General features: G+C 56.9%; 14 protein-coding genes. 2 read left to right on the forward strand and 12 right to left on the reverse strand.

Translation table 11 applies throughout. From position 1 onward, the window contains the following. Nucleotides 1-94 precede the first annotated feature (94 nt). Complete coding sequence (locus FCS96_RS16675) at nt 95-994, forward strand: LysR family transcriptional regulator (RefSeq protein WP_138441512.1); 900 nt, start codon at nt 95-97, stop codon at nt 992-994. Between the two features lie 8 nt (nt 995-1,002). Here the strand turns inward: FCS96_RS16675 and FCS96_RS16680 are convergent, their stop codons facing one another. The 10 genes from FCS96_RS16680 to FCS96_RS16725 all read right to left on the reverse strand — a co-directional run bounded on the left by FCS96_RS16680 (nt 1,003) and on the right by FCS96_RS16725 (nt 11,947). Then, nucleotides 1,003-2,148 carry an MFS transporter gene (locus FCS96_RS16680; protein ID WP_138441513.1) on the reverse strand — a complete coding sequence of 382 codons (1,146 nt, stop codon included), beginning with the start codon at nt 2,146-2,148 and terminating at the stop codon, nt 1,003-1,005. A 27-nt stretch (nt 2,149-2,175) separates the two neighbouring features. Further along, nucleotides 2,176-3,270 carry a chorismate synthase gene (aroC, locus tag FCS96_RS16685; protein WP_138441514.1) on the reverse strand — a complete coding sequence of 365 codons (1,095 nt, stop codon included), beginning with the start codon at nt 3,268-3,270 and terminating at the stop codon, nt 2,176-2,178. A 37-nt stretch (nt 3,271-3,307) separates the two neighbouring features. Beyond that, the gene (prmB, locus tag FCS96_RS16690; RefSeq protein WP_138441515.1) at nt 3,308-4,210 is read right to left on the reverse strand and encodes a 50S ribosomal protein L3 N(5)-glutamine methyltransferase; all 903 of its coding nucleotides are present in this window, start codon (nt 4,208-4,210) and stop codon (nt 3,308-3,310) included. A 98-nt stretch (nt 4,211-4,308) separates the two neighbouring features. Then, on the reverse strand, nt 4,309-5,517 hold the full coding sequence (locus tag FCS96_RS16695) for a patatin-like phospholipase family protein (protein WP_138441516.1): 1,209 nt from the start codon (nt 5,515-5,517) through the stop codon (nt 4,309-4,311). A gap of 4 nt (nt 5,518-5,521) precedes the next feature. After that, the gene (locus FCS96_RS16700; protein WP_228264142.1) at nt 5,522-6,337 is read right to left on the reverse strand and encodes a DUF4892 domain-containing protein; all 816 of its coding nucleotides are present in this window, start codon (nt 6,335-6,337) and stop codon (nt 5,522-5,524) included. 88 nt (nt 6,338-6,425) lie between these two features. Further along, on the reverse strand, nt 6,426-7,346 hold the full coding sequence (locus FCS96_RS16705) for an alpha/beta fold hydrolase (RefSeq protein ID WP_138441518.1): 921 nt from the start codon (nt 7,344-7,346) through the stop codon (nt 6,426-6,428). A 12-nt stretch (nt 7,347-7,358) separates the two neighbouring features. Continuing rightward, complete coding sequence (locus FCS96_RS16710) at nt 7,359-7,709, reverse strand: PilZ domain-containing protein (RefSeq protein ID WP_008171779.1); 351 nt, start codon at nt 7,707-7,709, stop codon at nt 7,359-7,361. Nucleotides 7,710-7,815: 106 nt separating this feature from the next. Beyond that, nucleotides 7,816-8,847, reverse strand: a complete 1,032-nt coding sequence (gene holB / locus FCS96_RS16715; RefSeq protein WP_138441519.1) for a DNA polymerase III subunit delta' — start codon at nt 8,845-8,847, stop codon at nt 7,816-7,818. Further along, entirely contained in the window at nt 8,844-10,919 is a 2,076-nt protein-coding gene (locus FCS96_RS16720) for a transglutaminase family protein (protein WP_138441520.1), read from the reverse strand. The genes holB and FCS96_RS16720 overlap by 4 nt, the downstream gene beginning before the upstream one ends. Further along, a complete protein-coding gene (locus FCS96_RS16725; RefSeq protein WP_138441521.1) occupies nt 10,916-11,947 on the reverse strand; it encodes a DUF58 domain-containing protein in 1,032 nt (343 codons plus the stop codon). The genes FCS96_RS16720 and FCS96_RS16725 overlap by 4 nt, the downstream gene beginning before the upstream one ends. A 231-nt stretch (nt 11,948-12,178) precedes the next feature. Here FCS96_RS16725 and FCS96_RS16730 point away from each other — a divergent pair, with 231 nt between their 5' ends. Beyond that, nucleotides 12,179-12,796, forward strand: a complete 618-nt coding sequence (locus tag FCS96_RS16730) for a hypothetical protein (RefSeq protein WP_138441522.1) — start codon at nt 12,179-12,181, stop codon at nt 12,794-12,796. A 117-nt stretch (nt 12,797-12,913) separates the two neighbouring features. Here the strand turns inward: FCS96_RS16730 and FCS96_RS16735 are convergent, their stop codons facing one another. Then, on the reverse strand, nt 12,914-13,705 hold the full coding sequence (locus FCS96_RS16735) for a DUF6160 family protein (protein ID WP_138441523.1): 792 nt from the start codon (nt 13,703-13,705) through the stop codon (nt 12,914-12,916). 118 nt (nt 13,706-13,823) lie between these two features. After that, nucleotides 13,824-14,723, reverse strand: coding sequence for a DUF6160 family protein (locus FCS96_RS16740; RefSeq protein ID WP_138441524.1), 900 nt, complete (start codon nt 14,721-14,723; stop codon nt 13,824-13,826). Nucleotides 14,724-14,796 lie beyond the last annotated feature (73 nt).

The raw sequence follows: 14,796 nt of genomic DNA on the forward strand, positions 1-14,796 counted from the left end.
TTATTCTTTGCATTCCATATTGGCATAACTTATTTTTGGGGCTGTAGCGCCCACTGCATGCGCACCTATTACACCCACTGCCCCGGTGAAGCCCATGGACTCCAATTCCCTTCGCGCCTTTCTGACGATTATCGATCAGGGCTCTTTCTCAGAAGCTGCCGAGGTTCTGCACCTCACCCAGCCGGCCATCAGCAAACGGCTGGCGACACTGGAGCACCAACTGGGCACCACCTTGATTGACCGCAGTCATCGGCAAATCCGGCTGACAGAAGCCGGTACTCGCCTGCTCCCTCACGCACGCCTGATTCTGGACGAAATCCATAACGCACGAGTGTCGCTATCCCCAGATAATGAAGCCCTTGCCGGTGAGTTACAGATCATAGCCAGCCACCACATTGGCTTGCATCATTTGCCCAACTGGCTTCGACGCTTTACCGCCGACTACCCCGACGTGAAACTGAACCTGCAATTCATGGAATCGGATGCAGCCTACGCACAGATGCGCAAACGAAAGGCGGAACTGGCGTTTGTCACACTCAGTGACAGCATGGAAAGCCATTTCATGGTGTACGAGCAATGGGCTGACCCGATGGCCTTTGCCACTGGACCGGACCACGAACTCACCAGCCAAAACCCGGTAACCCTCAGCGACCTGGCTCGCTACCCGGCACTCCTGCCGGACACCACAACCGCGACCTATCGTACCGTCAGTCGCTTGTTCCTTGAGGCAAACCTGCCCTTACAGCAACAGATTCCAACCAACTATCTGGAAACCATAAAGATGATGACCAGTGTCGGGCTGGGCTGGAGCGTTCTACCCATCCGCATGCTGGACAACTCTGTTCACAGGCTGGATCTCGGCTTTTCGGTTTCCCGGGTACTGGGCGCAATTGGACTCTCAGGCCGTCGGCTTAGTCTGGCGGCCCAGGCCTTGCTGGCAATCGTACGGGAAGAAGAACTGAACAAAGACCCAGGCCCGAACCGGATTAATTAGCCAGTTATTTACGCTGCAGGTGCTGGAGGTGGTCTCAACCCCCGCCAGGTAATGACGATGGCAACCAGCATGGCGACAGCACCACCCCAAAAAGCAGCGGAGGTGCTGAAACCATCAACCAGGAACCCGGACAGCCAGGCCCCCAACGCACCACCTGCACCAAAGGTCAGGCCGCTGTAGAGTGCCTGACCCTGGCCATGATGATGCTTGCCAAAGAAACCCTGAATGTATTGCACGGAAAGCGCATGCAGCGCCCCATAAGAGGCCGCATGCAGGCACTGCGCGAAGATCAGCACTGCCAACACATCGGTCACCTCTGCGATTAGTACCCAGCGAATCATCGTCAACGTGAGCGCACCGATCGCAATCTGCCGGACACTGAACCGACGGGACAGCCGGTGCATGACCAGAAACAGACCTATTTCGGCAATCACCCCCAACGACCACAGCAAACCAATGGATAGCTTGCCATACCCGTGCTGCTCCAGATGTATACTGAAGAACGTGTAATAGGCGCCGTGAGACACCTGCAACAGGAAGTTCATCAGGAAAAACGCAACCACCGCAGGGTGCATCACAATCGCTTTCAAACTGCCTTTTGGCGCAGGCGGCTTGCGTTCGCCCTGCTCCGAGGGCACCAAAAACGCAGAGACTGCGATACCGGCGAACACCGGCAGCAGCAGCCAGGGGAGACTCTGGATGGGCACATACTCGAGAATGGCCCCGACGACACCGACGGCAACAATGAAACCTACTGAACCCCAGAGCCGGACCTTGCCGTACTTTTCTTTGCGCTGACCCAGTGTGCGGAGCGTGATGACTTCGTAAAGCGGGAGGATGGCATTCCAGAAAAAGGTGAACGCCAGCATGACCAGTAACAGGCCGTAAAACCCAGGCTCAAGAAACACACCCGCGAAAAACAGCGAGCCGGTGATTGCCCCGAAGCGAACCAACCGAACCCGCTGTCCGCTGCGATCGCCGAGCCAACCCCACACGCTGGGAGCAACGATTTTGGTCAGCTGAATGGTCGCCATCAACGTGGCGATCTGGAGATAGGTAAATCCCTGCCTTTCGAGATACAGGGACCAATACGGCAAAAGCCCTCCGAGGAGGGCAAAGAACCAGAAATAGAGGTTGGACAGTCGCCAGTAGATAGCCTGCGCTCCCGAGCCAGCTGCGACTTACAACTGGCTCAGTACCGGCGTGTCTACCGACACATCACCGTTTTGCCCCCGATGACGCAGGTAATGATCCATCAACACGATGGCCATCATCGCCTCGGCAATCGGTGTGGCGCGAATGCCAACGCACGGATCGTGACGTCCGGTGGTGATGATCTCGGCCGGGTTGCCATGAACATCAATGCCGCGCCCGGGCAGGCGCAGGCTGGAGGTCGGCTTCAGCGCAATACTTGCCGTGATCGGCTGGCCAGAGGAAATGCCACCCAGCACGCCGCCGGCGTTATTGGACAGGAAGCCCTCCGGCGTCATTTCATCCCGGTGCTCGGTGCCTTTCTGCTCGACACTGTCGAAGCCGGCACCAATCTCCACCGCCTTGACCGCATTAATGCTCATCAGGGCATGGGCCAGATCGGCGTCGAGACGATCAAATATTGGCTCGCCCAATCCGGGCGGAACACCCTCGGCTACCACGTTAATGCGGGCACCGATAGAATCGCCCTCCTTCCGGAGCGCGTCCATGTAGGCCTCCATTTCTGGCACCTTATCGGCATCCGGGCAGAAAAACGGATTCTGGTGGACCTGGTCCCAATCGATCTTTTCGATCTTGATCGGGCCGAGCTGAGACAGATAACCGCGAATGGTAATACCCAGGCGTTGTTCCAGGTACTTCCGGGCGACCGCGCCCGCGGCAACCCGCATGGCGGTCTCCCGAGCAGAAGAACGTCCGCCACCACGATAGTCACGCACACCGTATTTGTGCATGTAGGTGTAATCGGCGTGCGCCGGCCGGAACTGCTCGGCGATCTTGGAGTAATCCTTGGAGCGCTGATCGGTGTTCTCGATCAAAAGGCCGATCGGAGTGCCAGTCGTCTTGCCTTCAAACACGCCCGACAAAATCCGCACTTCATCCGCCTCCCGACGCTGGGTGGTGTGTCGGGAGGTGCCGGGTTTGCGAAGATCCAGATCGCGCTGCATGTCCGCTTCTGTTAGCTCCAGACCTGGAGGGCAACCATCAATAATGCAGCCCAGTGCAGCGCCGTGGCTTTCACCAAAAGAGGTGACCGTGAACAACTTTCCGAAGGTATTTCCCGACATGATTCAGCACTTTATTCAGTTTATATATGAAAAGGGTTTAAGCCTTTTTCTGCCATTCGCGAAGGGCTTCCGCAGTAACCAGGAACACCCCACTGCCACCATTCTCGAACTCCAGCCAGGTCAGCGGAAGCTCCGGATAGGCATCATCCATTGCACCCCAGCTGTTGCCAACTTCGACAATCAGCAGCCCGTCATCGGTCAGGTGCTCGGCAGCCTTTTCGAGAATCCGATGGGCAATATCCAGCCCATCAGAGCCAGCCGCCAATCCCAGTTCAGGCTCGTGATGGTATTCATCCGGCATGTCAGCAAGATCTTCCGCATCGACGTACGGCGGATTGCTCAGAATGACATCGTACCGGCCGATGATGTTGCTGAATACGTCCGACTGAATGCATTGGACCCGATCACCAAGCTCATGCAGATCAATGTTCGATTCGGCCACCTCCAGCGCATCAACCGAGATGTCGGCCAGATCAACCAGAGCATCTTCAAACATACTGGCGGCGCCGATGCCAATGCACCCACTGCCGGTACAAAGATCCAGCACACGGCTCACCGACTTGTCACCCAGCCAGGGCTGGAGACCGTTTTCGAGCAGCTCACCGATGGGTGAGCGCGGCACCAGAACGCGCTCGTCGACGTGAAACGGCATACCCATGAACCAGGCTTCACCCAGCAAATACGCCAGTGGAACTCGCTCGGTGATCCGGCGCTTGATGCGCTCGTGAATCAGCTGTCGCTCTTCACGGACCAGCCGCGCATCAAGAAACAGGGTGTTGTTCTCCAGCGGCAGGTTCAGGGACCGCATCACCAATTGCACCGCCTCGTCCCATACGTTGTCGGTGCCATGACCAAAATACAACCCAGAGGCCGCAAATTGCGTTGACGCGTATCGCAGATAGTCGCGAACGGTGTGTAGGTCATCAATAGGGCTGGTCACGGGCACGGTCCTGTAAGGCAAAATTAACAGCGCGGCATTATACGCCCTTTAATACCCACCCTGCAGCCTCTGCGACATCCGGTCTTGGCAGACACTGATTAAATCGCGAGTGGCCCGGAGCTGCTCCTGTTTTTCTCAAATCGGTCCAATGCTGCCGACATGCGTTCGCGACCAAGCTGAATTAACTCCGGTGCCTTATGATAGTCGTAGCTTCTGCTGGCGTTCTTGGGAATATTAACCAACAGATCCGGCGGATAACCGGCAAGCTTGTACTGCACAAGAGCACTCTGCATGGTTTCCACGGTCAGGTTCATGACATCGAACTTGCCAATTCCCAGCTTGTCCCAGTCGATGGTTTCGTGCTCTTCCTGAGCTTTTTTCTCGTTGCCGCTCTTTTCTTCCTTTTTCTGGGCACCTTTTTTCTTCATCTCCCGGGAGATCTTGTCCTCGGGGGTTTCGTCACTTTCCGCTTTTCGCGCAGCCAGGGACTTCAACGTATCCCAGTCAAACCAACGGGATGCTTTTTCACGGATGGTATCCACCCACTCGTCCATATCCGCACCTTCAGAATCCTGACTGAAAGCCGCATCTGGAATTCGCCGTCGCCGCTCATCCTCTCCACTAAGATTCACCGCTACAATCAGATCAGCGTGAGACGAGATCGTCGGAATGATGGGAAGCGGATTCAGCAGCGCGCCGTCCACCAGAACCCGGCCATTCAGTACCAACGGTGTTACGACACTAGGGATTGCCACGGAGGCACGTATCGCCTGGTCGAGTGGGCCCTCCTGGAACCAGATCTCCTTGTGGGCAAGCAAATCAGTAGCCACGGCGGTAAAGGCAATGGGCAGATCCTCAATTCGGGTGTCGCCCAACATCTCCCGAACCACTGAGAAAATTTTCTCACCGCGTATCGCGCCGACCGAATTGAAAGTGACATCGAGCAGCTTCAGGACATCGAACTGGCCCAAGCCGGTTACCCAGTCCTTGTACGCCTGCATTTTGCCCGCGGCATACATGCCGCCGACGAGTGCGCCCATGGAGCACCCAGACACCGCAATGATGTCGTAGCCGCGTTCCACCAAGACTTCGATTGCACCAATATGGGCGTAGCCTCGGGCGCCACCGCTGCCCAGCGTCAGCGCGACCGTTTGCCGTTTGGCAGCCGCCTTTGGCTTACTAGATGATGTCTCCGATGCGGCCGCGGATACAGTAGAGCTTTTTACAACCGCCGAAGCGCCACCCTCAGTTCCAGAAGTCACGGTCCTTTCAGGGTCGCCCCCCGGCTTGCTTGTGGAATCACCCATTTAACTACCTCGTGATAACCGTCACTTCCACCCGATCGCCCTGGCGATTGGGGTCGGCGATGGGAACGCCCGGACCAACAATGATGAGTTTCTGGCGCGCCGCCGGCACCCCGGTTTTAGACAGGACGTCTGACAACGACTCCGTTGCCTCGGTAGCGCGGGACATCGCGTCTTCTAACGTTTCATCGGCACCAAGAGCAGCAAAACCCGTGAGAATAACGGTAGCCGCATCGTCACTGGCCCACTCTGAAATCTGGCGCCGCTCTGTGGCCGACCAGTCGAAACGATAGGTGACCCCGCCTTTCCAGGGTACGACAACCGGCCCACGAATCCTGTTATTGACGCTGCCCAGGCCCGGAACCGTAGCGCCTGGCTCCACGGCCAGATGCTCAATCCACGCATATTCCCTGAGATTACCCCGGGTTACCGTGTAAACCAGCGTGAGCCATCGGCTGCCGTCGCTTTCGGTGGTCCCTGCAACCAAATAATCCTGAGTAGCATCTCGGCCATAAAGAACGCGCTGACCAAAGATCTGATTGGCCCAGACATTACTCCGCCCGCATCCAATCCCTGAACACTCGAACAGCACCTGGGCGCCCCGAGCCTGCAACAAGCGCCGGTAATGATCCCTGGCCTTTGCGCGACTGGAGTCACGGGCGATTTCGTACAGCCGACCTTCGCCCTGGACCGGAAGCCGGGCCATGGTTTCGGAGCGAATTTCATCATTCACTTCCCGAACCGGGCTGAAAAGCACCAGATGTCCGGGTGACCGGATGGTCGTCGTGGTCTCAAGCGAAGACTGGGGAAAAGGGTCAGGCATTACCTCGGGGGTGGCCGCCGTCGCCAAAGGCGCAACGCCGAATGCTGACAGCAGCAAGCACAGGGAGAACAGTTTTTTAGAAAAGATATTATTCATCGCTCAGAAAGTGTTTGATGGCCTCGGAAACCGGGCGCGTATCGCCATCCAGATGGCAATGATGTCCGCCCGGAACATGCGCAATCTTCAGGTTGGCAATGGCTTGACCCCGCTCATCAAGCCCGCCGTGATTGGCCAGCAGACCAGAGTCAGCGCGCACGAACAGGGTCGGCGTCGTAATCGCCCGCAGCGAGGCCATAACCTGATCTTCACTCATCATCAAAGGCGTTGGATGGCGCAGACGCGAATCGGTCCGCCAGACATATCCACCCTGCTCCTGCCTCATGTTGCGTGGGGTTAACGTAAGCGCAGCCTCCGGACTCAGCGGGCTAAGCCCCCCTTCCCTGGCTTTCGCAGCGGTTTCGATATCCGGGTAAATGGTTTGACGCCCTGAGCCCGCAAGTCGCTTCTGAATTGCGCGCCGAAGCTGAGGAATCGTCTGATCGACCGGGCGGCTGATTGCGCCAAGACTGTCGATCATCACCAGCTTCCGAACCCGCTCCGGGAACGCCGCTGCGTAAAGCGCGCAGACAATGCCACCGAGGGAATGACCGACCAGATCAACCCGCTCTTTTCCGCTCGCCAGCAGGTGATTTTCCACCAGTTCCGCCACGTCCGCGACGTAATCCATCAACAGATAGCTTTGCCCGACCGGGCGATGTCCGGATTTGCCATGGCCGGCCATATCAATGGCATACACCTCGGCCAGAGCGGCCAATGCAGGGGCCAACTTGATAAACGTCAGGCTGTTATCCAGCCAGCCATGTAGCATGAGCACCGGAACGTCGTTCGTGGTTTTGCGATCGGCATGCCAGTGCAAGCCTGCGACGTGAACATTCCTGAGCTGCCATTCCGCTTCCCGGAATTCGGTCAAGCTCTCAGATATCTCGGCAGACACGGCGGTATCATTCATACTTGGGTCGCCTTACATCGTGTGCGTGGGGCGATCAGAACTTAGCGACCCCGCCAGATAGGATTCAATTTTGGTACGGGCCGTCTCATCGTCACCATTGAACTGCACCCCGATGCCGGCCGCACGATTGCCTTGGGCACCTTTGGGGGTAATCCAGATCACTTTGCCCGCCACCGGAATTTTTTCGGGCTCATCCATGAGGTTCAAGAGCAGAAAAACCTCGTCTCCCAGTTGGTATTGCTTCTGGGTTGGGATAAATAACCCGCCCTGGCGAATGTAGGGCATATACGCGGCGTACAGAACCGCCTTGTCTTTAATGGTCAGGGTGAGAATGCCACTGCGTGCACCAAATCCGGGCCCCATAACTGACACCTTTTCTTGTCATCTCAATAGGTTGTTGCAGGAACAAAAATCCCTGTCTTTTCGCAATCATAGCAGTTGTTTGTCAGGAAGGCGCTATCACAGGTCATCAACCGGCTCGACGTTTTACAGGCATCAACTTCTGCCAGGCAATCAACAATCGACTCGCCTCCAGTTCGGGGTTGGCATTATAGACACCAGCCTCCCGAGCCTCCTTGACCATATCCAACAGCTTATGGGCGCGCCATGTTGGATTCGACCGCGCAAGGAAGCCAAGCATTTCTTCTGCTTCCGTATCGATCGCTGAGCCACCCAGGCTCAGCCTTGCCAGGTCAGCTGCCCAGCCTTCGAATAACCAGAGGCTGTCTTCCAGCCCCAGCGCCTTGAATGCCTTGGCCGCTTCCGCTACCGGCACGCGCCCCTTCATGAACTGCTTGAACTGATCAAACGCCTTATCACGCAATCCGATAAACTCACCCGTGGCATATTCCAATGCCAGCCTCGGCGCGTTGCCGGAGAGCATTAACGCTTTTGCCAGTACCTGAGCGGAGGGCCGGGCCGCCTCATCCAGGGCCTGAACCTCACCCACTAGCCAGTTGTTGGCTGCCTCCATGTCCGGCGTAGGTATGGTAACGGTCTGGCACCGCGAACGAATCGTCGGCAAAAGTGGCCGCCCGCTTTCCTGCAGGAGCAATAGGGTGACATCCGGCTGAGGCTCTTCCAGGGTTTTAAGCAGCGCATTGGCCGCGTTGATGTTGAGCTGGTCAGCACGATCAATAATCGCGACTTTTCGCTGGGCCACCTGGGGCGACGCCACCGCAAAAGACGACAACGCTCTCACCTGATCAACCTTTACCATCCGGGACTTCTCCGGTGCGTACGCACGGAGATCCGGGTGGGTGCTTGCTGCGAACAGTTCACACTGTTTACAGCGCCCACAGGCACCAGGCTCACCCGCCTCGCCGGTAGTTGGTGCATCACACAACAGTAATTCCGCCACTGCCTGGGCCCAAGCGCGTTTACCCACACCACGTTCACCCGTAATGATCAGGGCATGGGGCAACCGGCCTGCAGACCATTGGCTTCGAACCGTGGCCCAGGCCCGTGATTGCCAGGGCATATTGCGTGCGTTATCGGTCAAGAACGTTTTCCCATGGTTGAATGTCGGCGCCGAAGCTGTTTTTTCATGGTCTGCAACAGGCGCCGCAGACGTTTGAGCTCGCGATCGCGACCCGCAGACGAGCCAACGCTATAGTAATGGCTGTTAATGCTGTGGGCAAAAAGCCGGGCGGATTCGGCAACAGCAGGTTCAGCCTTTGCCAACCTCAAAGCCAACGTTGATGGTGTCTCGCCGACCCGTACCGGCACTCCGGCCTTTGCGCTCAAGTGGTGCCAGCCGCCGATGATGCGCAGGAAGGCATCGCGGGATCCGCCGCGACGCATCTGCCAGGCGGAAACCAGCCCGGCTATCAGTAAGCCCACACCGACGATACCGGCAGTCAGGTAACCGAGCTCCCGCATGCCAAAGCTGCCGGGAAGACGGGACATCAGATTCATCTGGGTTTGCCCCTGATACCCCACAATCCAGCGCTGCCACTGGTAATTGATCCGGTCCAGCTGGAGGCTGGCCCACTGAATCACAGCAATATCGGCATAGCGCTGAGGCGATGCCCAGTTGTTCTCAAGGAACGAGCCTTCATCCGCAACCGCATCCCGCAATCCCGATTCAATTCGGCTTGGGGCTATGGCGGCGGTCGGATCAATCCGGACCCACCCTCTGTCACCAACCCATGCCTCAACCCAGGCGTGGGCATCGTACTGGCGGACGATCAGGTAATCGCCACCGGCGCCAGGCGCCCCGCCCTGATACCCCACAACAACCCGCGCGGGAATGCCGGCAGAGCGCAGCAAGAACGTGGTGGCTCCTGCGTAGTGGGCACAGAAGCCGCGACGGGAATCGAACAACAAGTTATCGATGCCGTTGTCGCCCATGGTGGGCGGCCTGAGCGTGTAAAAGTAAGGTTGTTCCCGGAATCGGGTTAACAGTGCTTGAACCAACTCGATGTCACCATATTGGCTGCGCAGCTCACGAGCGAACTGTCGGGCGCGGGGATTGCCCGTCGCCGGCAGCTGGAGGTAGCGCCGCCGCTGCTCGTAGGTCAGGAATTTACGACCCTGATCACCTGGCTCTTCGCGAGCCAGGCGATACCGCACCGAGGTATCTGCCGGCCGTCTAAACCGAAAGAGATCTTCAGCCTCCTCAACGACATTGCTCGAGACTGCCCGCGAATCTTCCAACGCGAAGGCCCAACGCTGGTCGGTTGGCTCAAGAAGCACGTCGTACTGGCCGGACTCAAGCTCCCCGACACCGCCATCCAGGGCGACCCGTCCCGGATGCTGGAGTGGATCGCGGTCGCGCTGCCGCCAGGTTTCACCATCAAGATAGTCCAGGATCAGCCCTCGCCAATACCTATCCCGGTAAGCCGGCATCTGTCCGCCAAAGGTGGCTCGGAACGCGCGCTCACTGCTCTGAGCCAGATTTGAGATATCACCTGGCCGCATGGTGTCACTGATGCCCGTCCTGGCCTGGCCGGACACCAGGGGCACACTCCAAAGTGGCTCCATGCGCGGGAAAAACACAAACAGCAGAACGACAATGGGCAGGGTTTTCAGCAACATCAGGCCCAGCCTTTTCCAGCCTGCCTTCACGCTGCCAGGAAGATCCGGCGCGTTGATGATCTGCAAACCGACTAAGAGCAAGGCAACCGCGAGGATATTGACGAGGCTCCAATGGATTTCCTGATGAAACAGAAAATTCACGGTGCCCAGATAGGCAAGGATGAAGAACAGCACGTAGAAATCGCGCACGGTTCGGGTCTCAAGCCACTTCAGCCCCACCGCCAGCACGAAAAACGATGCTGCCGTATCCACGGTAAAGCGCCCCTCGACCGTGGTAATATAGACCGCAACCAACACCAACATAATGCCGGTTCGCAGCCACCGCCCTGGCAGACGAACATGGCCGAACTGTGCCGCCCCGCGCCATCCGGCCAGCACCAGGCAGGCGGCTATCAGCCAAATGGGCAGGCGATCCAGTTGCGGCGTGAGCAAAATTGCAAAACTGCCGAACAGCCACAACAAGGCCCGGGAAGGCAATCCGGTTTCGACACCATCTGCGGCCACCAACTCAGAACTATTACCAGAGACCTTCATGCACGCCTCCGCTGGGGGCCATCGGCCTCATCGGATTCAGACTGCCGGCTACCGTGTCGTTCTGTCATCGCATCCCTTGGGCGCTCCTCTCCCCACACCGCCAGCGCACGGAGACAGCGGCTTACATGGGATGAGCCAGAATCTGGTTCGATGACCTGTCCAGGCAAACTTAAACCAAAACGGGCACCGGTCCGTTCACGCTCGTTTACGAGCCACGCAAGGTAGCTAAGCCGAAGTTCGTAATCAGCGCCGGGAAAGGCATTGAAGTCCAGCCAATGAGGGCTGCCCCGTTCGCCCTCCCAATCGGCAACGACCATTTGGCCGCTCCTGGCGTAACGTTTCCACATTACCCGCTGGCTGGGGTCACCCTCACGCCATGGTCTCAAGTCCGCATGATCGTTGCCAGGCGCTGGGTTGGTCTGCTCGGTTTCATCGCCAGCTTCGATGGTACTGGCTACCTCTGGTGCCGCCAGTGGCCTCGGTGAAACAATGCCGGACGATACCGGCCTGATCCAGGACCAGGCCTTGAGAAGACCAAAGGGAAAGCGGGTTTCGACACGAATTCTCTCAGGCCGGAGGTAACCCCGGTATGCAGAGGGTACGGGCAAAGTCATGTCCTTCGACTGACCCGCCTTGATATGAGTAGCCCCCAGACTGAATTCCTCGCACGACAACATGATGGCAACAGCGTCATCACGCCCGGCCGTTGCACGAAACCGGAACGGCACTTCATCACCGGCTACGCCTTCGCCGGGTTGAACCAATGCCAGCTGAAGCCCCGACAGGTTGCGATGAGTCTGATGCATGGCACCGACAAAGACCGCGCCGAGCAGGAAGGTAACCAGGTAGATCAGGCTGTTCTGATAATTGATGCCGGTGATGAGCATGATCAGCAGTAAAATGCCGAACACCACACCGGCCCCGGTCGGCAAAATGAAAATATTCTTCTGACTGAATGTCTGAACGTCGGAACGGGGAAGTCTCCGATTCACCCAACGCTGCCAGCGTTCTGATACGTGGTTTTTCATGGTGCCCTTGAGGCGACAAAATGCATTAAAAGTTCCGACAACATCCTCTGGATCGTCGCTCCTCCCTAACAATACCCGATTTGAATCGAATCTGATCACAAAGCAACAAAAACCAACTTGAAAAGCTGTCGGACAAACCGAATACTGACTATGGAGCGGACGGTTTCTGTTGTGATGTCAGAAGCCTGCATTCGCAGCCTTCAATCCTGCAAGCCTAAAAAGGACCTGACTATGAGACGCTTGAATCTGCTTGCCGCCGCAGTTGCCGGGATCACTGCGTCCCTGCCTGCACTGGCGGGTGTCCAGGCCCTCACCTCAGATGAAATGGTAGAGACGTACGTCAAGGATTCTGCCGTTATCATTGTGCCCAAGAAACAGCAGAAATCGGAAGCAGACCGCAAGCGCGTCATCCGCGCACTGACCATTTCCCCCGGCGAGCCGGTTCTGACCGAGGCGGAGGAAGAGGCGTACCGGGAAGCCCTGCAGCGATACGTCGAAGAAGGCAGGAAGGACGCGTTGGCAAGTGCGGAAGAAGAATTCCTGAGACGAGCCCTATTGCTGCCCCAGGAAGAATTGGCAAGGGCCCAGCCGCCGGCTGAGTTCACGCCAACGATCCCGCCTATTATTTTTGGGCAGCAGGCGGAAATTCCCGATGAACCGTTCACCCAGACCTTTCTGAACGATCAGCTGGGCATTGGCTTTGACGGACAGAACCTGAACTTCTCAATCGGCAATCCGCCGGGTATCGATCGGATCCAGATCCCACAGGCCATAAACGAGGGGCCAATCAGCTTGACCCCGAGACCGGGTGGTGGGTTTGATCTTTCGATTGCGGTGCCGGATCAATAATTGGCATCGCGACTGCTGGCCCTAAATAGTCATGCTAAAAAGAGCTAGTCGCTAGGTGAAGTTCAAGATGCTGAAAGGGATGAAGATTTAAGACTGAAGACAACTAGGTGCGAGAAGTTAGTGGTTTAGCGTAATGGCCGTATCGGTCACCCGAACATTGTCCAAAGTGACTGCTCCAAGGCCCACGCCCCCTATCGACAGATTACTCATTCCAATGTCGGCCGCAAAGTTATGCACCTCTATGGTCACAGTGTCCCTGCCGATGCCTGACTGTGCAGCTGAAAGAGGTCGGAAGGTGGAATCCAGCACCGCAAATCCTGCCAGCTCCGTTCCCTTAACGTATCCACCCTCAATCCCAACGGTATTAGCGCTAGTGTCCGCTGTCAGATTCTCAATGGTGAATTCCGAGTAGGTACTGACGCCTTGTGATGAACCGTCAGCGGCAGGCGGATTTACTCTACGTCGAATTTCTTTCAGGAAACCCCACGCCTCGAAATGGGTGAACAGGGCAGTTTGTCTGGCATCGGAACTCTCCAGGGTCACACCATCTGCGCGGAAACCCCAGTCGATTTTGTCAGAGATTCCAGGCTGCCAGACCACGTCCAACACACCATCGGAATCAATATCCAAGGTCATTTTGGTGTCATCAAAATTTACGCCATACCCTTTGCTTAGGCCTGCCTGTGTAACACCCGCACCGCCCATGGTGATGCCATCCACCTGATAGGCGCCTGCATTTTCGAACCGGAATTGGCCGAGGGTGGTATGACCGGCGTACTCGACGGTGAGGCCCGCCTGAGCTACAACACCCGAAAGCTCGTCGTCAGCAACTGGTTTTAGATCTGCCAGTACGCCGCCAGATCCTGAAACCGCAGTGGCCAGAACGCCAAACCTTAAAAGTGAAACCATATCACCTCCGGAAAGACTGTAAGCAGGGTCGACAGAAACGCAAATTCAGAATCACGAGTGGAAAGCTAAAACGACGCCCTCACAAAGGGCGTCGTTGGTCTTCTCACTATGGCAAAACTTAGTGACCGTAGATGACCATGTCGGCGCGAACGGCCAGGTCGGTCATGTATACGTTACCGATGTTATCGGCACCACCTGTGTTGATGTTCAACAGGTCGAGGTCACCAGAGAAGTCCTGAACGTTCACACGTAGAGCATCGATAGTAGCTGCGCCGGTGTCATAAGCTTCAGCCACGCTTACGTCCACCTGAGCGTGCGCAAAGCTGGTACCCAGGCCAGCGACCTGAGAAGCACCACGGCTGTTGTGCAGCTCGAAGTCCAGGCTGGTGCCGATAAACGGCATGGTCAGGTTACCATCGGCATTGAAGTAAGCATTGATGTTCAGATTGTTGCTTTCTTCGTGGATCAAAACGTCGATCGGGCCCAACAAACCGTCGATGCTCAGATTGGAAACCAGAACGGTACCGGCGTCACCAGCGGAGTTCAGGTTGCCCACTGAGCCAGTGGATTTGGCCAGCGCAATTTCACCAATGCTCAGGTTGAAATCTACCGGAACGCCACTCTGCGAACGCAGGGCGATAACCAGGTCACCGTCAGTGATTGCCTGGGGAGTTTCAATTGTCGGATCGACGGTAAAGCCGGCACCGCCGAGGTAAGTGGCACCGAAGGCAGGTACGCCCAAGTCAGTACCGTCACCCGCCACATCGATGGTCAGGCGGATATCGTCAAGGTCAGTACCAGCCTGACCGGACAGGCTTACGCCGGAGAACGACAGAAAACCCTTGTCTTCGTAAGCGATCTCGCCGATCGACACGTTAGCAGTCAGGTCGATGGTCACACCTGCCTGACCTGTGACAGCACCCATGCTGGCGTCGTTGAGAGCTTGCATTTCCGCGTTGGCGGCAAACGGGGCGGCAGCAACGGCGGCTACCAGAGCGATTTTCTTCAGGCCTTTCATACTAGATCTCCTAGAATTTTATTTTTTTCTTCAACAGTCATTTCCTCTGACTGCGAGATCAGTCTGTCAGACC

This window comes from Marinobacter alexandrii, from assembly GCF_005871205.1.
Taxonomy (GTDB): domain Bacteria; phylum Pseudomonadota; class Gammaproteobacteria; order Pseudomonadales; family Oleiphilaceae; genus Marinobacter; species Marinobacter alexandrii.

Bases quoted from the DNA above. Each gene is read 5' to 3' on its own strand.
- FCS96_RS16695 (WP_138441516.1), bottom strand. From the start codon at position 5,517: ATGGGTGATTCCACAAGCAAGCCGGGGGGCGACCCTGAAAGGACCGTG.
- FCS96_RS16710 (WP_008171779.1), bottom strand. From the start codon at position 7,709: ATGGGGCCCGGATTTGGTGCACGCAGTGGCATTCTCACCCTGACCATT.
- FCS96_RS16700 (WP_228264142.1), bottom strand. From the start codon at position 6,337: ATGCCTGACCCTTTTCCCCAGTCTTCGCTTGAGACCACGACGACCATC.
- FCS96_RS16740 (WP_138441524.1), bottom strand. From the start codon at position 14,723: ATGAAAGGCCTGAAGAAAATCGCTCTGGTAGCCGCCGTTGCTGCCGCC.
- FCS96_RS16705 (WP_138441518.1), bottom strand. From the start codon at position 7,346: ATGAATGATACCGCCGTGTCTGCCGAGATATCTGAGAGCTTGACCGAA.
- FCS96_RS16725 (WP_138441521.1), bottom strand. From the start codon at position 11,947: ATGAAAAACCACGTATCAGAACGCTGGCAGCGTTGGGTGAATCGGAGA.
- aroC (WP_138441514.1), bottom strand. From the start codon at position 3,270: ATGTCGGGAAATACCTTCGGAAAGTTGTTCACGGTCACCTCTTTTGGT.
- FCS96_RS16730 (WP_138441522.1), top strand. From the start codon at position 12,179: ATGAGACGCTTGAATCTGCTTGCCGCCGCAGTTGCCGGGATCACTGCG.
- FCS96_RS16735 (WP_138441523.1), bottom strand. From the start codon at position 13,705: ATGGTTTCACTTTTAAGGTTTGGCGTTCTGGCCACTGCGGTTTCAGGA.
- FCS96_RS16675 (WP_138441512.1), top strand. From the start codon at position 95: ATGGACTCCAATTCCCTTCGCGCCTTTCTGACGATTATCGATCAGGGC.
- FCS96_RS16720 (WP_138441520.1), bottom strand. From the start codon at position 10,919: ATGAAGGTCTCTGGTAATAGTTCTGAGTTGGTGGCCGCAGATGGTGTC.